This window comes from Magnetococcales bacterium (assembly GCA_015228815.1).
Classification (GTDB): domain Bacteria; phylum Pseudomonadota; class Magnetococcia; order Magnetococcales; family UBA8363; genus UBA8363.
Genome location: JADGCV010000001.1, coordinates 81,590 through 105,117 on the forward strand (window position 1 = coordinate 81,590; position 23,528 = coordinate 105,117).

Below are 23,528 nucleotides of genomic sequence, written 5' to 3' on the forward strand. Positions count from 1 at the left end.
AGGAAGCAAGGCAGGGAGCACCCCTTCCGGAACCCGTCGTCATGCACGGGTCTTTCCACTATTTTTTCAAGGCTTTTCCTGTCGTTTGCAACAGACGTTGGGTCAACTTGATGAGAAACTGGTCCTTGAGTTTTTCACGGATCTCCGAGCCCATCCGTTTCATCAGATCCTGATCGATCCGCATGACCAGCACCTCTCCCTGACTGATGACACTGGTCGTTCTCTGGGAATTGGTGAGAAAGGCCATGTCGCCGAAAAACTCCCCGGGTCCCAACTGGGCGATGACTACGTCTCCCTTGACGACATCCACTTTGCCATTGATGAGGATGAAGAAGGAGGTATCCAGGGTCCCTTCGCGGATGATCTCTCCCTTGGCCTTGAACGTGCGGAAACTGGTATTGAAGGCGGTGATCCGTTTTTTTTCATAGCTGGAAAACTGGGAAAAAAACGGCAACCGGTCGATCAATCCCATTGCGGTATCCCGGTCCAGATTGCGCAGTTCCCCTTCGAGGGGATGGGCGATCACGGTGGTCACATTGACGGCATCGGGGCCGACGAGTTTGTCGGTGGTCTCGGCAAGTCGCGCCACCTGGCGATTGATGATGTGATCCTTGAATTTCTCCCGGCTCTCCTGTTCCAGCTGGCTCATCATGTCCTGATCGACCCTCAGGACCACCACCTGTTCATTGGCCTTGATGTTCATGGTGCGTGGGGTGTTGGTGAGGAAGGAAATTTCGCCGAACATTTCGCCCGGGGTCAGTTTGGCGACAATTTTGTTGTTCTTGGTGACGCTGACGGTTCCCCGGATCAGCACGAAAAAGGCGGTATCGCGCGTTCCATCCTCGATGATCAGGGCATCCTTCTGAAAAATCTTGAAACTGACATCGCGTTCGGTGATCCGTTTTTTTTCGTACTCGGAAAAGCGGGAAAAGAAGGGCAGGCTGTTGATCAACTTGAAGATGACGGCGCGATTGTCCTTGGCGGGTTCGGAGGTCGGGCGCGCCTGCTGGGGCTTGCCCTGTGGCTGGGCTGGCGTGGCGGTTCCGGCGACGGCGGGTTTTACGCCGGTACGGGTCAGGGTGGTGGTATCGGAAGTTTCGGCGGCGGCGCCATCGGGGTTTTGCACCAGTCGGATCGCCTTGGAAAAGCCCTCGTCATTGAACCTGGCATCCAGGTTGATCAGCCCCGCCTGGGCGCGAATGACGATCGGCAATACCACCTTGTCCTGATTCTTCCCCCCCCCCATCAGGGCAAAAGACCGGACACGCTGCTTGAAACGAAATGAATCCTTTTCCAGTTGCCCCTCCTTTTCCATGGCCAAAAGCATCTGCCGCAGATCATGACGAATGTTGAACGCCGGTTCGGCGAGGGTCTTGGGACGATTGCGCACATCGAGCAGTTCGTCATCGGCGGATTCCCCGGCACGAACCGTCAAAATTCCGACAGCCTTCTCCAGGACCTCCTGGAGATTGTCGAAATCCGTGCGTGATGGAATGTTCTGAAGTCCACGATAGAGATTGAGAACCTTGAGAAGGAACAATTTTGTAAAGGTGGTCGTGGCCAGATTGATCTGATCGCGATCCCGTTTCTTTTGCGATTCCCCCGTCAGATAAAAATCCATGATCCGTTCCGCCAGATCCCGAAAGGCGAACCAGACGTTGTTGGCCACTCCCTCGGGCGCAGACCCGGAACGGGGCGCCATGGCGAATTCCGTCTCCAGAAGCACCCCCTCGCGATGGACCACGCGCACCATCCCCTTGGGTGTACCCGGATCGGGCTGGGAAATCTGAATATCGGGAATGGCGTCGGGAAGGGCTTGCAGGCTCGATACCGCCGGGACATTATCCGCCTTTTCGCTGACCGTTCCCCCGGAAGTCCTCAGGGCGACGAGATAGGCCAGAAAACTCTTGGTGGAAAGGGAGTGCATCTGTTCATCGTTGGTGCCAATCTGAAAATCGCGGATGATCCCCGACAGCATTTTGTTGATCCGCGCTTCGTAGGCGCGGTCAAGATACTCGGAATAGGCATCGTAGCGGGTCAGGATGGTTTCCAGTTCGCGATCCGAAATTCCCTGATCGCTGACCTGGGCCGGGTCGAATTTCAACTGTTCACGCTTGGCCTTCTCGATGTCCAGCAGATGGTCTTTCACTGCCAGGCGGACGAGGGCCTTCTGCAATAAATTCCGGGCATGTCGGACGATGTTGGCCTCCAGGGCGGTCGCCAGGGATTCCTTCACGTTCCTGTCCTGGGCCGCGGCGACATCCTTGGCCAACAGTCGGGTCTCCTTGGCGAACAGCTTCGACGAAAGGGTCCGGCCCACCATGACCACGACCTCTTCGAACAGGGGTGTCCCGGTCTCGGCGGATCCGGAGTCGCCCCGAGGCAAGACCGCCATCATTTTTTCATCGATTCCTTCTCCCTTCAGGTGCTCCGCGCCTCCGATGCCCCGTGCCAGGGCCGCCACGGCGGTATCCCGAGTCGGATCGGCATCGACCCAACCCGTCAGGTCGCTGGTGATGGCATTGAGCAGGCGAAGGGTTTCGTGACTGACATTCATCGATGTTTCACTGCCACTGGCCCCGGCATAGGAAGGGGCCAGAACCTCCTTCACCGCCAGTTCCAGCGCCAGAATGCAGACACCATCCCTGTTTTCCTTGTGGAGCGCCGCCCCGGCCCGACGGACGATGGACTTGCGATCGCGCGCCAGGGCCATTTCCAGCGCGTGGGCAACGAGGCCCTCGCGCAGGGAATCACGAATCTCCAGAGCGATCTTTTCGCATTCCTTCAGATGGGCTTCCTGCTGCTCCGGCGTCTGACCATTGACAAGGCCGAAATAGCGCACCTTCTCCATGTCTTCAAGGGTCGTCAACCCATTGACGGTAAACATTTCCTCGATGGTCATCACAAGATTGCCATCGACATGGACTTCCATGAGAATCGGATCCGGGACATCACGATTCCAGGTCCGGGCATCGATGCCACCACCGCTGGTCCCCGCCAACTGAGTAAAAAACGCCCGGTCGATCCGTTGTCTGACACCCTTTCCAAGAATCAGTATCGGTTTGCTGTCGTCCCGAACGACCCCCTTGGGACTCGAAATGAACATTCCCCATTGATCATCCCCATCCGACTCCAGAAGCCGGATCTGGAAGTGCATGTGCTCCTTGTTGATCGCCACCACCAACGGCTTGTCGGGAGTGCATCGATGAAGGTCATAGGAAAAAAAACGTCGGGCACGCAAGGTTTCGATCTCTTCCGGCGGATTGGCCCCGACGATTTCCAGCGGCGGCTGATTGGCACGAGGCTGCCCCTGCATGTTTTTTTCCTGCTCCAGGGTAAGGACCATCCCCGCCGGATGCAGATGGATGCCGATCATCCCTTTGAACATGAATTCGGTGACCGCCTTTTTCTTGCGATCGGTCGGCGGAATGAGCTCCGAGGAGATCTCTCGTTGTCCCGAAAAGGTCCGAACCTGATAATCAGCGCCGACCATGTCGATGTGGCAGCTCAATCCCTCCCCCTTGAGGGTCATGGGACAGTAGACGTTTTCCAGCGCGATGAATTGAAGCGGTTCCAGAGGCGGAAGGGATGCCTGTCCTGCGCCCCCTTTGCCTTTCGGGGGGGCGTTCCCGGAGAGGACGGCCTCTTTTCCGACCGGGCCGGAGGTTTCACTCTTTCCCTTGGCGGGGGCTTCGCTTTTGGCTTTCGGCGGGACAGGGGCGCTCTTCTTGAACAGGCTCATACACGTTTCTCCCCCAGTCAAAATCGGGTCGTTATCATGGTGGAAACTTGGACAAAGTCAATGGAACCGTATGGCGCGGCATGTGTCAAGAATAACATGGCCGAAAAAAAATCACAGCAAATGTTTCCGTGAAATGATCACGGGACCATTGCGCATCCGGGCCGGAGGATGATGGCCGTGAGGGGCGGGAACGGCCATCATCCGGACTTTCCAGCCCACCCGTGGTCCGGGGTTGGGGAAACCCCATGAAAACCACAAGCTTTTCCAGAACCATCGAGGGATGGCCCGGGGAAACAACCTTCTCCGCGACTCCATGCGCGGATCGTGCCGTTTCCATGGACCATCATGCACAAAACCATGGAACAAGATAAGGTGAACGGTTGCAGCATCTTTGACTTGAGGGGGCGATTCCCGAAGAAAACCTCTTTCGGGAAGGCCATGATCATTTCATCATCGGGATCATGGTCGGGGCAACGGCGCCACATCGGGCAGGGAAGGGAGGAACGAAGACATCGGTGCCGCAATCGATGCGGATTGTTTCAGCCGCAGCCCGGTCAGCCGCGCGGCGACCCGGCGGCTGAAGGTTTCGAGCAGGGCACTCAATGCGGCGACCTGGGCCTCCTGATCGTTGCGTCCGACCGGATCACCCCGGATCTCGGTCATCTCTCCCACGACCGCCCCCTCCTGGTCTCCCGGCCCCTGAAGACGCCAGCGGGCCGCAAACCAGGGACGCCCCAGGGCATCGATCTCGAAACCGACCATCCGGATCCACAGGCGAAAATCGGGCCTCCCGCCCCGTTTGACCGGCAGGTGCCATATCTGATCGGAATCCAGAAGCAGCGACAGATTTTCCACCATGACCCTGGCCAATCCCGCCGCCAATTCCTCGGCCCAAAGATCGGACTCCGCCACCATCAGACGATGATCGCCCTGACGCGAAACAATTTGCGGACGGGAAAGATAATCGGGCAACTCCACCGGTTCCAGCGCCAGGCGGACGGCGCCACGGGGCTGATGATCCGCCACCGTTCGCCCCGTCATGGCCGACAACAGATAATACCGCGTCGGGGGCGAACCGTCCCCGGCGACCATCGAGGCACACCCCGCCACAAGAAGGGACCATCCCATCCAGGAAATTCCCCAAAGCAACCATCCCAGACGATTGACGTTCATTCCTGTTTCTTCTCCTTGCCAAACACCAATGCCTCGGGCCGACGGTTCATGATATCGACGAACGTGCGGATGGCCCGCGAGGTCAGGGTCAATTCCCGGGTCAGTTCCAGCATGCGATAATTCAACGGCGCATCGGGATCGGCCAGATCGTTGAGATTCCCCATCAACCGGTCGGTCGAAGCCAAGGCCCGGGTAGCTGCCTGGGTGGCCTGGGCCAGGTCCCGTCCGAGGGGTTCGACCTTGCCGTCAAGACGGGCCATGGTCGTTTTCAGAGTGGCCAGGGCATCGCGCATGGCGCCCGCCGCTTCGAGGATTACCGGGGCGTTGACGGTCCGGTTCATGCCGGCCAGCGTTTCGTTCAGATTCCGGCCAATCTCCTCGGCGGGAAAGGTCGAAAGCTTTTTCAGCAATGCCGTCGCCGACGCGCTGATTTCATCCAGATTGGAAGGGACCGTGGGCAACTCCCGGTAACGTGTATCCCGTCCCACCCGATGGATCGGGGTATCGGGACGCATCACCAGATTGACGAACAACTGTCCGGTCAGATAATTGGCCGTTTCCAACTGCCCGCGCAATCCCCGATCGATCAATGTCTGGAGCAGATCGTTGGCCGATTCCAGCGAATTGCGATCATCGGCGTCGGCAACCCGTTCCGGTTCGAGTTCCACAAGAACCTCGATGCGAAAGGTCGTGTTGGCCTGGTCGAACTCCATGTGAATATCCCGAACCGATCCAATCTTGATGCCACGGAATTCCACCGGCGCCCCGGTTTTCAGACCACGGACCGAACCATCGAAATACATCACGCATGGAATTTTCTTGCGGTAGGCCGCTTCGGTAACGGCATTCTGATCCTCGAACAGGGTGAACAGGTGGCCGGTATGGACCGGTTCCAGAGGTTCCTGGGTTTCGGGCGTCTCGAAGGCGATCCCCCCCAACAGAAGCGCCGACAGGGATGAGGCGGTCACGCGCACGCCGTCGGCATCCACGGACAGATCGATACCGCTCACCTTCCAGAACCGACTGTTGGGCTTGACCCGCTCCTGGTAGGGTTCCTTGATGAAGGCATGAACGACCACGCCGTCCGAAGTGTTGTTCAGGTCGAACCCCAGCACTTCGCCGGCGGGGATCCCCAGATAATAGACCGGCGATCCCGCCGTCAGTCCCCCCAACCGTTCCGTCGCCAGACGTATCTTGGTACCCGCCGCGCCCGACCGGATCAGGGGCGGACTTTCCAACCCCGTGAACCATTCCTTGACCGGCCCCTCGGTCCCCGGTTCCATTTCGATGTAGGCCCCCGAAACCAGGGTTCCCAAACCCGAGACCCCCTGAAGGGACAGACGCGGCTGGACAACCCAGAACCTGGCATTGGCGGCGAGAAAATTTTCGGTCCCCGCCACCAGGCGGACCGACAGCTCCACCCGGGAAAAATCGGGGCTCAATCGCACCGATTCGACCCGTCCCACATCCACCGCCTTGTGACGCACCCGGGTCTTTCCCGCCTCGATCCCTTCGGCGGTACCGAAGGTGATGGTGATGAGCGGTCCCCGGGAGGAAAGGGTATCGTGGATCAACCATATCCCGACCGCGGCGACGATCAATGGTATCAACCAGAACAAAGACAGGGACCGCCCGGCGCTCCGGATCACCGGATCGACCGCGAACCCATCGCCCTGGATGGACCGTCCCCCATGTGTGGCATCATCGTTACCCTCGGTCGTGATCATCGGCGCGGTCCCAGATCAATCGTGGATCGAAGGCACGAGCGGCAAACAGGGTCAGGATGACCACCGCCCCAAAAAAGGAGACACCGATTTCCGGTTCGATGGTGGCCAGGGTCCCCATCTTGACCAGGGAAGCCAGGATCGTCACGAGAAAAATATCGACCATCGACCAATGGCCGAAGGTTTCCATCAAACGATAGAGAATCATCCGCTCCTTGAAACGTCCGTCGTGACCGCGCTGCACCGAAACCAGAAGATAGATCAGGATCATGATCTTGCCCAGGGGAACGACGACGCTCGCCATGAAGACGATCATGGCCAACGGCCACATGTCCTCCTCGATCAGGGCGATCACGCCGGAGAGAATGGTATTGGGTTCACCCTGCCCCAACCGGGTCACCGTCATGATGGGATACAGATTGGCGGGAACATAAAGAATGGCCGCGGCGAGTGTCAGGGTCCAGGTTCTTTGCAGGCTACGTGGTTTACGCCGATGCAGTGGCGCGCGACAACGGGGACAGGGATGTTTTTCCGGCGCCCGGGTCACCAGACCACAGGCATGACAGCGGATCAGCCCCGCTTTGCAACGCGACTCATGCAAGGTCATGACGCCGATGCGCCGCCATACATCGGCGCCATCCAGCGCGTGACCGGCGGCGGTGCTGCAAAACACAAGCCCACCAAGGGCATAGGTCGCGATCCCCGGCGTCACTGTCGCCAGATCGGCCAATTTGACCACCGCCACCATGACCCCAAGCATGTACACCCCGATCATCCCCCAGGGAGAAAACAATTCCGCTGCCCGAAACCACAACGCCGCCCCCGGCACACAATGCCCGAACGACAAGGGAAGCAAAACATAAAGCAGGGCGGAAAAATGCAACAATGGAAACAGAACACTCGTCAAAACGACCAGAACCACCACATCCCAAAGTCCATGTTGCCCCAGTTCCAAGGCCCCCTCCAGGAGGGTCATGGAGGTTTCACGCCCGCCCAGCCGCAGCATCAACAGGGGAGACACGTTGGCCATGGCAAAAAGAAGCGCCGCCGCCAACGTCAAGGAAAGGCAACGTTTCAAATGATCCGGTCGATGCCGCGCCAATACCCCGCCACAGCGCCGGCAGCAAGCCTCCTCTCCGGCGGCCAGAAGCGGTGGCCGGTGCAACAGGTCGCATTCGGGACAGGCAAGCCAGTGTTCTTCTTCCCGGACCGCCTCCGAAAGACGACAGGATGACCGTAATGCCATGTTCCAGGATTCCATCTCATGCATGAAACACCATCAGTCGCGCCATTTCAATGTGTACGAGAATCGAAAAGACCGCAAGGTCCGTCCGGTCGTCCCCGCCTACCCCGGATTCAAGGTATTCGGATTGCTTTTCTTGCGCTCTTTCTGAACCCCCTCGAAAACGGCGTTAAACTCGCGGAACAACGCCTTGTACTGTTCAGGATCACGGTAGGTTTTCTTGACGAAATGATCCGGCAGTTGCGGCAGGATGGATACGTCGGCCCAACCATTGGGCAAGGCAAAGGCATAATAGGGATATTCGGGGGGAACTTCGTGGACCAGGACCACGTTGATCCTCTGCCCCAGCGTCATCGCGGCATGGACACGATGCATGCCATCGTTGATCAAGGGCAGGGTACGTCCATCCGGTTCGCGTGACATTTCCACGATGGGGGGAATGAAGGGAATGGGACCCTCTTCTTGCGAAGAAATTCCGGAACGGGCCAGCCAGAACCACAATCCCCCTTCCAGGGCAAAAAGATCGATGCCCCGCTCCAGAAAGAGACGATGCAGATCGACAATCGTTCGGTGGTCGGCGTCGAGTACGTAACGTTGCGCCGGAAACAGGGTCCGCGGATCAACCCCACGCACCAGTTCCAGGCGGGAACGGGCGTAGATCAGGGGTTGACCATGACCGCGCAATCGGGTCGTCGCAAGACGGGCGAGCAATTCTTGTTCGTCGAACGTTTCGATACGGGTTATCTTCATGGTTGAACTCCCGCTCTATCGATGAATCGACCAAAGCGCTTCGATCATCTCGGTGCGCAACTGGTCGATTCCCGCCACGGTCCGATCCGGAGGCGGCATCGTTTTATTCAAGACGGCAATCAGATCGCTTCGTTCCTTCTCGGGGCGACTGAGAACCCAGATGGTCTTCATCCCCAGTTTCCGGGCCGGGGCAATATCATTTTCGTAGGTATCGCCGATCATGACGGCATCCCGAGGATCGATTCCGGTATGGCTCAGGGCCTTCCGATAAAGTTGGAGGTCCGGTTTCGAACACCCCAGGCGGCACGAGGCGAAAAGAGGGCAGTCCTGGTATTCCTCGGGAAACAATCGGGCAAATCCGGCCAGGAACGGTTCCCAGATGTTGGTGACGAAACCAAAGGGAATCCCCGCGTCCCGCAGCCGCCGAAGCCCCTCCCGTGATCCCGGCAGAGGATCGGCTTCATCCACCTGCCGTCGCCACAGATCGGCCACGATCGGAAAAGGATCGATGCCATGGACATCGAACCGCCGTGAAAGCCCCTGGGCCAGTTCGGCGGGATCGGCAAAAAAACTTTCGAACAACAGTCGGTTCAGCTCCGTTTTGGCCGAATCCGGCAACCCCAGGTGGCGCAGCAACCGTCGCCCCGGTCCCTCGGACGGACCGCCCATGAGGGTAAATCCTATATCCAGAAAAACAAACATGAAATCCTTACGGAGAAAAACAAAAACCCTGGGGGAAATCCTCCAGACCCCTTTTTTCTTTCAATCATTTTCCCGCCATCTCCCCCTCACGGCAGCCGCCGAAACATATCCGTCACCGAGGATACCGCAATCAAAGTCATTTTCTGGGTCTCCGCAACATGTTTCATGCACTTTTCCGGCAACAACGCCCGCTCGAAGCCCAATTTTTCCGCTTCGCGCAAACGGGTCGAAACATGACGCACCGCACGCACCTCTCCCCCCAAACCAATCTCGCCGATGACCACCAGGGCCGGATCAAGGCTCAGATTTTTCAACGATCCGAACAACGACGCCGCCACCGCCAGGTCCGCCGCCGGTTCCGTCACCCGAAATCCACCCGCAATGTTCAAAAAGATGTCATGGTTGTGAAATCCCAGACCCGACCGTTTTTCCAAAACCGCCGTCAACATCGCCAGACGATTGGGATCCCATCCCAGGGTGTTGCGCCGCGGTTGCGGCAGAACGCTCGGCGCCACCAAGGATTGAATCTCCACCAGGACCGGACGGGTCCCCTCGATCCCCGGAAACACCACCGACCCCGCCGCACCCCGAATCCGCTCCGACAGGAACAACTCCGAAGGATTGGCCACCTCCTTCAACCCGCTTTGCGTCATCTCGAAGACGCCGATTTCATTGGAGGGACCGAAACGGTTCTTGACCGCCCTCAGGATACGGTAATCATGTCCCCGCTCCCCCTCGAAATAAAGGACCGTATCCACCATGTGTTCCAGAACCCGCGGTCCGGCGATCTGGCCATCCTTGGTCACATGGCCCACCAGAAACACCGCCATGTTGCGGTTCTTGGCCAGATGAATCAACTGCCCGGCACATTCCCGGACCTGATTGACCGTCCCCGCCGCCGACGGCGACGATTCACTGGCAAGGGTCTGAATCGAATCGACAACCAGAATTTCAGGCCCGACCTCCTCCACCGCCTGCCGCACAACCTCCAGACGGTTTTCCATCAGGACCGGAAACCGTTCGCCCTTCACCCCGAGACGATCGCCCCGTTGTTTCAATTGTTCCACCGATTCCTCTCCGGAAACATACAAAACCGGCCAGGAATGGGAAAACCCCGCCAGGGTTTCCATGAGCAGGGTCGATTTGCCAATACCCGGGTCGCCCGCCACCAACACCACCGAACCAGGGGTCAGACCGCCCCCCAATACCCGATTCAGCTCCGCACCGGAACCGATCAACCGTTTGAACGATTCCTCCGACCGGACCTCGGACAATGGTTGTGGCCGTGCCGCCACGACCGGTCCCCCCTTGCGCCGGGCGCCACCCGTCGAACCCGGACGAAATTCCTTGATGGTGTTCCAGGCATCGCACACACCGCAACGGCCCTCCCAGCGCACCGAGGAAGCGCCACAGGATTCACAGAAAAATTGTGGTTTGTCTTTTTCCCGGCTCATGGACCCTGGGCAATCGGAATGGTGAGAAGATTCGGGAAAAGGCGGTATTCCCCGAGTTCGCAGCTGAACATCACGCCCCAACCGTCCGTTATCCGGTCCAGTCCATGGATGTACCGGCAACCGACCCGACGCTTCGGGTTATTCGGGTTATTTGACCACCCGGAGCTTTGGTCGCGACCTGCCCGGTCCCGGTTCCGGCGGGTTGGTACCACCACTGCCTTCGATTACCGTAAGGGTCGGCCCCCCTTTGGACACTTCGGAGGACCCGGAGGCGTGCTGTTGCGGCTGGCCCTTGACCGGCCACTGGTCGTCATCCGGCAAAGGCTTGAGTGGCCCCGTCGGATAGGCGCCATGCTGCTGACGGATGATGGGCGGAATGGATTCCTGCCACAGGACACCATGCCCCGAATCGGGATTGAAGGCGCTCCAAAGGGCGGTATAGGGGATGATGCAATAATGAGGTATGCCGCCAAAACGAAGCTCCGACTCGATGGCCACCGGCCCGATTTCGATGGGCTGGGGCATATTGACGTTGATGACCAGCATCAGGCCAGGATCCGAAGCAAAGCGGCGCGGAACCTCCACCCCCTGACAGGTGGCATCCAGACACAGCATCACCCGACCTTCATGTTCCAGAAGGCGCTGCACCACCCGGGCTTTTTCTCTTGCAAGATTTTCTTTCATGGCCAGACACAGATAACCATTTTATCGCCCGCCGTCAATACGAATGCAGCGAAATCGCCTCACCGAACCGCGCCGAAATGGCCCCGGTTCAACCGGCCCCTCCAGTGCGCCGACCCAGGGCCGACAAACGTTCCCACTCCGACAGATAGTCCAGCAGATGCGGTCTTCCCACCCCCTCTGTCCGGATCAATTCCCGTACCATATCCTGTTCCCTGGCATATTGCGCCGCATCGAACAATCCAATGAGATGGCCCATCCGCAACCAGATCAGATAGGTCGTCAAGGCGTCGAATTCGTTGTAGGCGATGATCGCCTCCAGTCGGCCTTCGAGCCATAACCGCGGTACATCGTCACCATGAGTATCCATCTTGCCGGGTATTCCCGACAACACCGCCAGTTCATGCAACGAAGGCGTCCCCGGTCCCCAACCCGGAGCGGCATGGTCCTTGAGATCGACATGCCATTCCCCCCCCTTGACAAAATAATCGACCCCTTCCCAGGGCTTGTTGGGGCGACGGGCAAAGCCGGGCAGATGAAGGCCGTGAATGATCCCCCGCTGCACGAGAATCCGCAAATCCGCCGCCAAGGAATTGAATCCCACCAATTGCGGTTGCCGATCCCCCAAAGCCCCGAGGAATGTTTCGACGATCGACCGCTCCGAGGTTTCGACACGGTGTCCGCCCTCGGCCTTCGGCAACGCCAGAAGCCGCAGTTGCACCCGGCCATCGCGATGGGCCTGTCGCTGCACCATGGCAATCGATACCAGACGGCACATCACCGTCTTGAGGTAGGGGGTGGGATCCTCATCGGTCGCGCCATTGCGGCGCCACATCTCCCGCATGATCGACGCATCATCCAGATCATCCGCCAACCCATAGAGCACCCGTCCCGCATCTGGATCGGGAACCCACTCGGCATCGAAAGCCCATACCAGATTCTTGACCGATTTGAACACGTCCTTGCACCTGTTCCGAGTGATTGTCCCGGCACCGCCACCGGGTCATGATTCATTTGGCCGCGAAGGCTTTCCTGAACCAACCGTGAACCCGGTCCATGGCCGGCATATCCTCCTTGGGCGGCAGCGGGGCGCCGGGAAAATTCAATGTTTCGATGGGAAACTGGGCCAGGAAGAGAAGCTGCCGCGTCGCCAGTTCGGTCATCAATTCCAGAGGCTTTCCGGTTTCCGGAGGTTTGGCATTGGCCGTTCCCACGACCGCCGCGGTCGCGGCTGCCGCGCCGATGAATCCCCCCGAGGAAGCCGCCCCCGAGGCCACCATGATCGTGCCCATGGTGATTCCCTTCTCCGCCGCGTCATCACGCGCCACCGGCGCCGAGGAGACCCGGATCCGCAGATTGCGGACCAGTTGTCCCCGCGAAACGATATAGACATCCCAATCCACCACTCCGGGACCCGCGGCACTGCTGTTCTTCAGGATCCGCGGTGAAATCCACAGAACCGCCGGCCACCCCCCTTCCCTGCTCCGAACCAGGGCCTGTTCCAGATTATAGACAGGGACCCATTCGGGTACCAGGTATTCCGCCAGATTTCCCGGCATCAACTGTTTGAATACGTCCCGGGTATAGTCCTCCAGGATCTCTTCCTGCCCGGCGATGGTGCGCGAAATGGGCAGCATGTGCAATTCATCGAAGGGGGCATGACTGGTCCCCAACCCCGCCGTCGCCTCCCAGCAGACCTCGACCCCGGGATAGGGAAACTCGCACCCCTTGCGATGCAGCGGACTGGCAACCGCCGCCGTCATGATCATCCCCAACATGATCGCCGATGCCGTCACCTGGAAAATCAGTTGGTTTCGTCTCGTCATGTGTGCATCCCCTGGTTATCGCCACGATCCGGTCCGATCCGGGATCAAGGCATGTCCTCCACGTGCTCTTGCCCGCGAATCATGCAACAATCAAACCAGTTCCCCGACCTCCCACGTTCCGGCACGATCGCTCCAACACCCGTCAATTTCCTTGACATTTCCTTGCGTCCAAGTGATCACCCGTTCAATAACAGAAATTGACCCATCCTGGAAAAAACCATTCTGGGGAAAGAAAATATCATGTAATCTGATGACATCCGCCGAAAAACAGCCCAGAGCCAGAAACCATGGAAACAACCCCGATCGAAGAGACCGTTCAACAGCAGCTCGAAGCGCAGCTCAAGGAATTGTTGGACGACGCGGAATCCCGACCCTTTGTCGCCCCCAGCGTCCACCTGAGCGAGGAGTCGAACAAGGCGGCCGAGATCAAGAAACTGGCAAAGAAACTTGTCGCCAGCGCCCTGGAAGATGCCCGGATGGGACGCAAGGTCGTCATGAAACCCATCCACGACCTCACCGGGAAAATGATGGAATCCCTGCTCAACAACGATGATGCCCTGCTCAATTTCAGCCTGATCAAACGGCGCGACGACTACCTGTTTCAACATTCGGTCAACGTCGGCGTGTTCCTGATGGCGGTCGCCCGGTCGCTCGGTTTCGAGGAAAACGCCATCATCGCCTCCGGCATTGGCGGGATGATGCATGACATCGGCATGGTGCGCATTCCCGAGGACATCTACAACAAACCGACCAAACTCACCGAGTATGAATTTCGTCAGGTGCAAAAACATGTCGAACTCGGCCATCGCCTGCTGGCGCGCACTCCGGGCGTTCCCGACCTTGCACTGTTGATCGCCGGGGGCCATCATACCCGCCTCGACGGTTCCGGATATTCCCTGAACCATGCCCAGGGAAAATACACCCGGATCCAACAACTTTCCGCCATCGTCGATATTTACGACGCCCTGACCTCCCACCGTCCCTACCGCAGGGCCTGGGCCGCCACCAATGCCCTCAAGAAAATCCACGAAATGTCCATCCGCGGACAACTCAGCCCCGAACTGGTCCAGATTTTCATCCGTCACATCGGAATTTTTCCGGTCGGATCGGTGGTACGCCTGGAAAACCAGTTGATCGGATTGGTCGTCCAGACCAATCGCAATCACCTGCTCTATCCCAGGGTCCGTCTCCTCGTGGACGCACGTGACAAAAAAACGATCGAGCCCCGCGAGGTCGATCTCATGGAATGGCGCGACAAACAACAAGGATATGTCATCATCTCCGGCGAGCAACCCGAAGATTGGGGCATCGATCCAGAGTCGGCCCTGCCGCACCCGGAACACTGATGCCGACACGGCAAACACCCGACGGTATCGCCTCTGCCACGAAATGCCCAGATTACAGGCCGGTCGATCCAGGACGGGGCAGTTCGATGGTCAAGGTCGTCCCCTCCTCCTCGGAACTGGTCATGGCGATGCTTCCCTTCAACGTTTCGGCGATCAGCCTGGCCGAGTAGGTTCCAAGCCCGGTGCCAAATTTTTTGCCGAAGGTGACGAATTTCTCGAAAAACCGATCCCGAATGCCGGGATCGACCGCCTGGGCATTGTGAATCGTCACCCGCGCCTTGTCCGACGTCGTGGTCATGGCAATCGTGATTTTCTCTCCGGGACGGGCGGCTTCGACGGCATTCTTGACCAGGTTGGCCATCATGGAATAGACCAACAGCTCCTCCCCGAAAAAGATGAACCGATCCCCTTTCGCCACGGGCTGTCCATCAAGGGTGATCTCCATGGTCGCCTTGGCCCGCTGGATCTGCTGGGCCAGTTCCCTGAGAATCCGGTGGATCACCGCAATCATGTCGATGAGTTCCGGATTCAATTTATAGGTCCCCTGTTCCATCTGGAACAGGTACAACGACAGATTGACCATGTGCAGGGCGCGATAGCCGCTATCCAGGATGATTTCCAAGCCCCTGCGGGTGTTCTCGTCCAGATTGGTATGCTCCAGAAGCATGTCGGCAAAACTGACGATCCCCGCCAAGGGTGTTTTCAGATCATGGCGGGTGATGTGCTCCACCGAGGCCCGCAACCGATCGGCCTCTAGGAGTTTTTCGTGTTGCCGCGCCAACTGACGGGAAGCCTCCTCGGCCTTGATCTTGGCCTGGGTCAGTTGTTCTTCCTGATTGAAACGGATGATGGCACTGGAAATGGTGCTGGCAATGGCACGAAAAAAGGTCATTTCCTGTTCATCGAACTGCCATCCCGGAACCGGATTGAGGTGCAACACCCCGAGAAGGGACTCCTCGGTAACCAGTGGTATGCAGCAATCCCGGTGCTCCTCCCGTCCTTGCGGATGGAGGGTATGCTGCGCGTCCACCCGCTCGGAAACGATCATCTGGCGGGTCATCGCCGCCTGCCCGCACAGGCATTGACCCAAAGCAAGGTTCTGACACAGATTCACTTGGTCGCGACTCATGTTGACGTGCGCTGCCAGGCGCAGCTGCCTTTCCCGGTCGTCCCAAAGAAAGATCGCCCCCCGGTCTTCGATCGGCAACCACGGCGCCGCCGTCAACACATAGATGACCTCGTCCAGATATTCGACCAGGGTCAAGGGCTCCAGGGACAATTGCAGCAAGCGGTTGATGATCACATTGATCTGCTGAACCGTCATGATCATCTCCTGGGTCTCCCCTGCGATCGATTCCTCGTGCATGGCCTGATCATCCACGTCGATGGTGATTGTCCCTTCGTATTCGCCCCGACCCCATTGTGACGTTTCCACGGATCATGAATCAAATAGAAAATGATGGTCATTCATGGATTTCTGATTTGTCATGTGTTTCAAGTTCCCGGGATTCCTGGTGAATACGGCTGGAAAGGGGGGTATCCTGACGAAAATATTTGGCCCCTTTTTTGTCTCCGTAGGGACGATCGGTCGGGGAAGAGAGGGTTTCAAAGGAGATGGCGCCGATGCGCAATCCCGGTTTGAGCGCCAGAGGAAGGCGTCCGGCATTGAAAAATTCGAAGGTGATATGGCCATCCCAACCGGGATCGATGGAATGGGCGGTGATGTGAACCATCAGTCCGACCCGGGCCAGGCTGCTCCTGCCATCGAGCCAACCGACCAGGTCGTCGGCGATGCGGACCCGCTCGCGGGTCATCCCCAGAGCGAATTCACCCGGATGCAGAAAAAATTGTTCCTGTCCCTCGATGACCAGCCGTTCCATCCCCTCCCGAGCCACATGGCACAGGCTTTCCTGATCGGAAAGGTCGAGGAAGGGAATCTTGATATGGCGAAATGTCTGAAAAACGTTGCCCAGACGAACATCAATCGAAAACGATCCAAAACATTCCTCCGTGGGGAGGGGATCGATGACGATCCGTCCCTGTTTCATGGCCGCCAGAATGTCCCGATCGGATAATCGCACGGAATGTTCCCGAATTTATCGTTACCACGAAACCGCAATCATCGACGGGAGTCCTGGGCTGGCCTGCTGGGAAATCTGCTTGATCTTTTCCGCGCCGAGAATTTTCTTGCTCCATCTTTATCTGGATGGGAAGAATGGGCGAAACTTCGATGACGATGGTGGCAATCCGATGATGGCGGGAGCGACGGGACTTGAACCCGCGACCTCCGGCGTGACAGGCCGGCATTCTAACCAGCTGAACTACGCCCCCGTTGAATCGAGACTATAGCGATCGTTCCATCAATCCGCAAGGCAAAAAGGCTCATTTCAAGAAAGATTGGCCGCGGTAGCACCTTTTGGATCGACGTGTACTTCAAAGGTAATTGTCCGGCCAGGGAACCAGGCGATGGTTGGCCAGATGGCTTCGGATCGTCAATGGCGAAACACTGAAATGCTCCCCGGCCTCCTCAATACGCTCCTCATCCGCAAGCGCCCCGCCCAGAAACTCCTTCAGTGCCTCGATGGGAACCAGGAATTCGGCGGCGAAGGCCCGCTGCATTTTTTGTCGCGCCGTTTTGGCATCGGTGGCAGGCAACCATCGATCGCCGGACGGTGCCATCAACGCATCACCCATCCATCGAGCGACCTCGAAACGCCTTTCCGTGCAACTTTTGCTCCGAAAGAAAAGACGACTCCGCTGCTCGCCTTCCCCCTTGATCGCCAAACCCAAAGGGGCACCGGCCATGGGGGCCTCCTTGCCATTCAATTCCCGTTCCGTGAACTCCATGATTTGCGTCAAACAACCACTCGTGACGGGCCTCGAATCGAGGCCCAACCGCCGATGTGATGCCTGCGCCCAATCCCAACCCCTTTTCCAGGGAGGATCCGCGGCCCCAGGCATTCCCGACAGTTCATCCCGCAGCTTGAATAATTCAGAAAGGCGGACCGGAACGCCGGATGTATCAGCAGTCCCCCTCCGGATTCCCTTCAGAAGTTCACCAGGTCGCATACCGGCACATGCGGCGGCAACCTCGATGACAGCCTCCGGACCCGCTTCCAGGGAGAGCCCCTGAAAATCATCCATGACATCATCCGGCGCTTCGTCAGACTCCCACCCCAGCAAGGCTTCCATTCTGCGATACGCAGCCGTTTCCGGATCGACTCGTTCTCCGGTCACCTCCCGCCACAGCATCCGCAACGGTGTTTCGCGGATTCCCGAATCTTCCAGGCGGTCGATGACGGTCTGGATAAACGTCGCAATGCCCTCGGTAAAACCGGCAACCGGCATGGATGTTACGAATCGGTTCAAATATCGAATGGGTTCGGGGACATCCAGATCGGGAGGGGTGCATCGGACGGTGACCATGGCACCGTCCGGTTCAAACCGAAGAGGAGGCCAAAGGAAACCATGACCCGCGCCACGCATTTCGTGCGCCAGACGCCAACCGACATCGGACCGCTGTTCCGACAGCGACTCCCAATGCAGCCGCCACCAGGAAGATACCAGCCACAAGGCCAGTGGGTAGGCAGAAAGCGGGACCGACTCTTCGACCGTCCGGGTCCAATCATTGAAAACCTTTGTTGCCAGATGACCATTGACGCGAACGTACAAATGCGCGGACGTATGACAAATCGGATCGGAACCGTGATCCGGAGTCAACCACCGAGGTTCAATGACAAGGGAAGCGTTCACGACTTACCCCAACGTTCCAGAGCCTCGCGGCGAAAAGGATCTCCCTCAGGCATGGGATATCCATGGTAGACCCCCTGGGTCTCGTTCTCCAACTGGGCCTCGAACGGCACCCCTTGATCGCTCACGGCCCAGACATTCTTGGGCCACTTCTCTATTGAGTGTAAGAGTGGTAGGCGGAACAGGGTTTGAACCTGTGACCTCCGGCTTGTAAGGCCGATGCTCTCCCGGCTGAGCTATCCGCCCCTGCGCCCTGGACCTCGACCTCAGGCGACAGCGTCCTTCAATCCCTTGCCGGGGCGAAATTTTGGTTGTTTGGCGGCGGGGATCTGGATTTCGGCCCCAGTACGCGGATTGCGTCCGGTACGGGCAGCCCGCTCCGACACGCTGAATGTCCCAAAGCCCACCAGGCTGACCTGATCGCCCCCCTTCAAGGCCCCCTCGATGGCACCCACAACGGCGTCGATGGCATCCGAGGATTGGGCCTTGGTCAGCCCCGTCCTGGCAGCCACGGCATCTACGAGTTCGGTTTTGTTCAAAGGTCAGCCCTCCCCATTTTTGTCCTCAATGATTGGCCCCAACAAAGAAGCCCCCGTTATGGTCCGACGTGTGAATGGCGGCATAAAGACCATTCCAGTCTTGTACTTACGGTTGGTATAAAACGCAAGGGCGTCTGGTGTCAAGTGTTGCTCTCAAGTGACTCAGTGGGTAATGGAAGGGGGGTCCACATGGGCGATTTCCTCGGGAAGAACGGCTGGAGCCACCTTTTCCACCGGTTCCCCACTCTTGACCGTCGCTATTTCACGGATCAGGGCCATTTTCAACACCTCATCCATGTGATTGACGGGATGGACCTCGATGTCCCTGAGAATCGACAGGGGAATTTCCTTCAAATCCTTGACATTTTCATGGGGAATCAGCACATGGCGAATACCGGCGCGGTGCGCCGCCAGCAGTTTTTCCTTGAGCCCGCCAATGACCAACACCCGCCCCCTCAGAGTGATTTCCCCCGTCATGGCGACATCCTTGCGCACCGGGATGCCGGTCAGGATGCTGGCAATGGTCGTCGTGATGGCGATTCCCGCCGAAGGCCCATCCTTGGGAGTCGCCCCTTCGGGGACGTGAATGTGAAAATCATGCTTCTGAAAAAAATCATCCCCGATCATCCCCCAGTCCTTCGACCGGGAACGGGCGTAGGTCATGGCCGCCTGCGCCGATTCCTGCATGACATCCCCCAGCTTGCCGGTAATGGTCAGCTTGCCCTTGCCATCGAGAATCGAGGCCTCGATGGAAAGCAGTTCCCCACCCACTTCCGTCCACGCCAGTCCCGTCGTGACCCCGATCAGATCGGTCTCTTCCGCCAAGCCAAAACGATATTTCTTGACCCCCAGGAACTTGCCCAAGCCCTTGGCGCCAATGGTCATCCCGACACGCCCCTCCTCGGTCAGAAGGATTCGCGCCGTCTTGCGGCACAGGCTGGCGATCTCACGCTCCAGATTCCGCACCCCCGCTTCGCGGGTATAATAACGGATGATGTCGATGATCCCCCCCTCGGACAGATGAAACTCCCCATCCTCAAGGCCATGCGCCTCCATTTGCTTGGGAATCAGATACTTCAACGCAATGCGCAACTTCTCCTGCTCGGTGTAGCCCGCCAGACGGATCACCTCCATCCGATCGAGCAAAGGCCGGGGAATGTTGAGACTGTTGGCGGTCGTCAAAAACATCACCTGGGAAAGATCGTAATCGACCTCCAGGTAATGATCGTTGAAGGTATTGTTCTGTTCCGGATCCAAAACCTCCAACAAGGCCGAAGAAGGGTCGCCACGGTAGTCGGAACCGACCTTGTCGATCTCGTCGAGCAGAAAAAGAGGATTGTTGGAACCCGCCTTCTTCATCGACTGGATGATCTTTCCCGGCAACGAACCAATGTAGGTCCGGCGATGGCCGCGAATTTCCGCCTCGTCGCGGATTCCCCCCAGGGACATCCGGACATATTCCCGCCCCGAGGCCCGGGCGATCGACTTGGCCAGCGACGTCTTGCCCACCCCCGGAGGACCCACCAGGCACAAAATCGGTCCCTTGATCTTCTTGACCTTCTGTTGCACCGCCAACTGTTCCAGAATCCGTTCCTTGACCTTTTCCAGCCCCCAGTGATCCTCTTCGAGAATCTCCTCCGCCTCCTTGAGATCATGCTTGAGTTCGGTGGACTTGCTCCAGGGAAGCGAAACCAGCCAATCGACATAGTTGCGCACCACCGTCGCCTCGGCGGACATAGGCGCCATCTGCTTGAGTTTCTTGAGCTCCCCTTCCGCCTTCGCCTTGGCCTCCTCCGTCATCCCCACCTCGTTGATGCGGGTGGCCAGATCGTTCAATTCATCCTTGTCGTCATCGCGATCGCCAAGCTCCTTCTGGATCGCCTTCATCTGTTCGTTCAGATAATAATCGCGGTGACTTTTTTCCATCTGCCGTTTGACACGCCCGCGAACCCGTTTTTCCACCTGCAATACATCGATTTCCTGCTCCAATGCCAGCAGCAACCGTTCCAGGCGGTCATACACCGTGTCCAGTTCCAACAACTCCTGCTTGTCGGGAACCTTGAGATTGATATGGGTCGCGGCAATGTCGGCAAGACGTTCCGGGTCCTCCAGCGATTGGAAGGTCATCAACACTTCCGGAGCGAGCTTCTTGTTCAGTTTGGCGTAGGCCTCGAACTGCGCCACCACCGTGCGCATGATGGCGCGGGTCTCGGTCTGATTGCCCGCCTTGGTCGGAATCCCTTCCGCCTCCACCAGAAGATAGGGCTCGAATTGCAGATAACGCTTGATGCGCATCCGCCGGTTCCCCTCCACCAACACCTTGACCGTATTGTCAGGCAATTTCAAAACCTGAAGAATCGATCCCTCGACACCGATGTCATAGACGTCGGCATCCTCGGGGGTATCGGTGGCAGGATTTTTCTGCGTGACCAGCAGAATCTTGCGGTCCTCCTCCTTGGCAGTCACCGCATCCAGCGCCCGTATCGACCGATCCCGTCCCACGAACAAAGGTACGATCATCTGCGGAAAGACGACAATATCACGCAATGGCAGAACCGCAATGCGAACGGTGTTGGCCAGTGCGCCGGGTGACGTGATCATGGTGTGGCCTTTCTCAAGCCTGGGCCTCCATCTGTCGCTCTTCATAGATCAGCAGAGGTTTGGCTTCGTTGTCGATGGCTTCCTGATTGACCACCACTTCCCGAACATCGGGCAGTGACGGTACATTGTACATGACATCAAGCAGAACCGTTTCCAGGATTGCCCGCAATCCGCGGGCGCCGGTCTTGAGTTTTACCGCCTTGCCGGCCACCGCCTTGACCGCGTCCGCCGTGATCGTCAGCCGGACCCCTTCGAGTTCCAGGAGTTTCCGATACTGTTTGATCAGGGCATTCCTGGGTTCCTCCAGAATGCGGATCAATGCCGCCTCATCCAGGTCGGTCAGGGTCGCAATCACCGGCAACCGACCGACGAACTCGGGAATCAGACCGAACTGGATCAGGTCTTCCGGTTCCAGAAGCGGCAGAAGATCGTTGATTTCCCGGTCCCCGGCGGTAAACTTGACCTCCGCGCCAAAACCAATGCCGTGATGCTTGTTGGAGCGACGCTCGATCACCTTGCCCAGGCCGTTGAACGCCCCACCGCAAATGAACAAAATGTTCGAGGTGTCTACCTGAAGATATTCCTGCTGCGGATGCTTGCGTCCCCCCTGGGGTGGCACGTTGGCGACCGTCCCTTCGATAATCTTCAACAGCGCCTGTTGCACCCCCTCCCCCGAAACATCGCGGGTGATCGAGGGATTGTCGGACTTGCGCGAGATCTTGTCGATCTCGTCGATGAACACGATCCCCTTCTGCGCCTTCTCGACATCATTGTCCGCCGCCTGCAACAGCCGCAGAATGATGTTTTCCACATCCTCGCCCACATATCCCGCCTCGGTCAGGGTCGTGGCATCGGTGATGGTGAAGGGAACGTCGAGAATACGCGCCAGGGTCTGCGCCAGCAACGTCTTGCCCGATCCGGTGGGACCGACAAGCAATATGTTGGACTTGGCGATTTCCACCTCGTCCTTGCCGCCGACGTCCACCCCCAACCGCTTGTAATGATTGTAGACCGCAACCGCCAGGACCTTCTTGGCATGCTCCTGGCCGATGACATGGTCGTCGAGGATCTCATTGATTTCCAGCGGCGTCGGAATCCCGATCTTGCGCTTGTCCTCTTTGCCCGGCCCCTTCTCCTCGGTGATGATGTCCTGGCAAAGATCGACGCATTCATTGCATATAAACACGGACGGTCCGGCTATGAGCTTGCGTACCTCATGCTGTGTCTTGCCGCAAAAGGAACAATGAAGAACGCTTCCTGATTCCGATCTTTTCTTCGCCATGATGTCTCTCGATCTGAAAGTGCCGTCTTCCATCCGCGACGGGGCGTTGAACGTGACACCGCCCCGTCATCGATCCGGTGGTGCCTCCCTTTTTTCGATCACCTTGTCGGCCAGCCCGTAGTCACAAGCCTCCTGACCGCTCAGGAAATAGTCCCGCTCGGTATCCTTGGCGATCCGACGCAGCGGTTGCCCGGTATGCTTGACCAGAATCCCGTTCAAACGTTCCCGAACCTTGAGCATTTCCCGGGCATGAATCTCGACCTCGGTCGCCTGCCCCTGGTAGCCTCCCAGAGGCTGGTGGATCATGACCCGTGAATTGGGAAGAACCAGGCGTTTGCCCGCAGCTCCGGCCGCCAGCAATACCGCCCCCATGCTCGACGCCTGACCCAGGCACAAGGTGCCGACATCGGGACGGATGAACTGCATGGTATCATAAATGGCCAAGCCTGCCGTGACATGCCCTCCGGGAGAGTTGATGTACAGGTGGATGTCCTTCTCCGGATTCTCCGACTCCAGAAACAAAAGCTGCGCAACCACCAGATTGGCGACGTTGTCGTCGATGGCGCCAATCAGAAAAATCAAACGCTCCTTCAAGAGCCTCGAATAAATGTCGTAGGCCCGCTCACCGCGGTTGGTGGTTTCCACCACCATTGGAACCAGGTTCATCCATCACCTCACAACGTTCCCATTGCAGGATTCGAACCAATGAATCCCT

General features: G+C 58.1%; 18 protein-coding genes and 2 tRNA genes. 1 reads left to right on the top strand and 19 read right to left on the bottom strand.

Annotation, left to right across the window (positions count from 1 at the left end):
- Nucleotides 1-58: 58 nt before the first annotated feature.
- The 10 genes from HQL76_00365 to HQL76_00410 form a co-directional block, all read right to left on the bottom strand.
- Complete coding sequence (locus HQL76_00365) at nucleotides 59-3,742, bottom strand: cyclic nucleotide-binding domain-containing protein (GenBank protein ID MBF0107616.1); 3,684 nt, start codon at nucleotides 3,740-3,742, stop codon at nucleotides 59-61.
- 459 nt (nucleotides 3,743-4,201) lie between these two features.
- Complete coding sequence (locus HQL76_00370; GenBank protein MBF0107617.1) at nucleotides 4,202-4,915, bottom strand: membrane integrity-associated transporter subunit PqiC; 714 nt, start codon at nucleotides 4,913-4,915, stop codon at nucleotides 4,202-4,204.
- Nucleotides 4,912-6,642, bottom strand: coding sequence for an MCE family protein (locus tag HQL76_00375; GenBank protein ID MBF0107618.1), 1,731 nt, complete (start codon nucleotides 6,640-6,642; stop codon nucleotides 4,912-4,914). Before HQL76_00375 ends, HQL76_00370 begins: the two co-directional genes overlap by 4 nt.
- On the bottom strand, nucleotides 6,623-7,885 hold the full coding sequence (locus HQL76_00380) for a paraquat-inducible protein A (protein MBF0107619.1): 1,263 nt from the start codon (nucleotides 7,883-7,885) through the stop codon (nucleotides 6,623-6,625). Before HQL76_00380 ends, HQL76_00375 begins: the two co-directional genes overlap by 20 nt.
- Before the next feature lie 99 nt (nucleotides 7,886-7,984).
- Complete coding sequence (locus HQL76_00385) at nucleotides 7,985-8,632, bottom strand: hypothetical protein (GenBank protein MBF0107620.1); 648 nt, start codon at nucleotides 8,630-8,632, stop codon at nucleotides 7,985-7,987.
- Nucleotides 8,633-8,647: 15 nt separating this feature from the next.
- Nucleotides 8,648-9,334 (bottom strand): HAD-IA family hydrolase, encoded by a 687-nt coding sequence (locus HQL76_00390; GenBank protein MBF0107621.1) that lies wholly within the window; start codon nucleotides 9,332-9,334, stop codon nucleotides 8,648-8,650.
- Between the two features lie 86 nt (nucleotides 9,335-9,420).
- Entirely contained in the window at nucleotides 9,421-10,788 is a 1,368-nt protein-coding gene (gene radA, locus HQL76_00395) for a DNA repair protein RadA (protein MBF0107622.1), read from the bottom strand.
- Nucleotides 10,789-10,935: 147 nt separating this feature from the next.
- Nucleotides 10,936-11,472, bottom strand: a complete 537-nt coding sequence (locus HQL76_00400; protein MBF0107623.1) for a hypothetical protein — start codon at nucleotides 11,470-11,472, stop codon at nucleotides 10,936-10,938.
- A gap of 88 nt (nucleotides 11,473-11,560) precedes the next feature.
- A complete protein-coding gene (locus tag HQL76_00405; protein ID MBF0107624.1) occupies nucleotides 11,561-12,427 on the bottom strand; it encodes a hypothetical protein in 867 nt (288 codons plus the stop codon).
- Nucleotides 12,428-12,479: 52 nt separating this feature from the next.
- Complete coding sequence (locus HQL76_00410; GenBank protein ID MBF0107625.1) at nucleotides 12,480-13,295, bottom strand: hypothetical protein; 816 nt, start codon at nucleotides 13,293-13,295, stop codon at nucleotides 12,480-12,482.
- Between the two features lie 287 nt (nucleotides 13,296-13,582).
- Between HQL76_00410 and HQL76_00415 the strand changes: the two genes are divergently transcribed.
- On the top strand, nucleotides 13,583-14,641 hold the full coding sequence (locus HQL76_00415) for an HD-GYP domain-containing protein (protein MBF0107626.1): 1,059 nt from the start codon (nucleotides 13,583-13,585) through the stop codon (nucleotides 14,639-14,641).
- A gap of 52 nt (nucleotides 14,642-14,693) precedes the next feature.
- Here the strand turns inward: HQL76_00415 and HQL76_00420 are convergent, their stop codons facing one another.
- The 9 genes from HQL76_00420 to clpP all read right to left on the bottom strand — a co-directional run bounded on the left by HQL76_00420 (nucleotide 14,694) and on the right by clpP (nucleotide 23,479).
- Nucleotides 14,694-16,076, bottom strand: a complete 1,383-nt coding sequence (locus HQL76_00420; GenBank protein MBF0107627.1) for a GAF domain-containing protein — start codon at nucleotides 16,074-16,076, stop codon at nucleotides 14,694-14,696.
- Nucleotides 16,077-16,104: 28 nt separating this feature from the next.
- A complete protein-coding gene (gene dcd, locus HQL76_00425; GenBank protein ID MBF0107628.1) occupies nucleotides 16,105-16,722 on the bottom strand; it encodes a dCTP deaminase in 618 nt (205 codons plus the stop codon).
- Nucleotides 16,723-16,895: 173 nt separating this feature from the next.
- Nucleotides 16,896-16,972: transfer RNA gene (locus HQL76_00430), tRNA-Asp, on the bottom strand.
- A gap of 102 nt (nucleotides 16,973-17,074) precedes the next feature.
- Nucleotides 17,075-18,394 carry a hypothetical protein gene (locus HQL76_00435; GenBank protein MBF0107629.1) on the bottom strand — a complete coding sequence of 440 codons (1,320 nt, stop codon included), beginning with the start codon at nucleotides 18,392-18,394 and terminating at the stop codon, nucleotides 17,075-17,077.
- Nucleotides 18,395-18,561: 167 nt separating this feature from the next.
- Nucleotides 18,562-18,637: transfer RNA gene (locus tag HQL76_00440), tRNA-Val, on the bottom strand.
- A gap of 20 nt (nucleotides 18,638-18,657) precedes the next feature.
- Nucleotides 18,658-18,930 carry an HU family DNA-binding protein gene (locus HQL76_00445; GenBank protein ID MBF0107630.1) on the bottom strand — a complete coding sequence of 91 codons (273 nt, stop codon included), beginning with the start codon at nucleotides 18,928-18,930 and terminating at the stop codon, nucleotides 18,658-18,660.
- A gap of 162 nt (nucleotides 18,931-19,092) precedes the next feature.
- Nucleotides 19,093-21,531 (bottom strand): endopeptidase La, encoded by a 2,439-nt coding sequence (gene lon, locus HQL76_00450; GenBank protein MBF0107631.1) that lies wholly within the window; start codon nucleotides 21,529-21,531, stop codon nucleotides 19,093-19,095.
- 13 nt (nucleotides 21,532-21,544) lie between these two features.
- A complete protein-coding gene (gene clpX / locus HQL76_00455) occupies nucleotides 21,545-22,813 on the bottom strand; it encodes an ATP-dependent Clp protease ATP-binding subunit ClpX (GenBank protein MBF0107632.1) in 1,269 nt (422 codons plus the stop codon).
- 66 nt (nucleotides 22,814-22,879) lie between these two features.
- Nucleotides 22,880-23,479, bottom strand: a complete 600-nt coding sequence (clpP, locus tag HQL76_00460) for an ATP-dependent Clp endopeptidase proteolytic subunit ClpP (protein ID MBF0107633.1) — start codon at nucleotides 23,477-23,479, stop codon at nucleotides 22,880-22,882.
- Nucleotides 23,480-23,528: the final 49 nt, after the last annotated feature.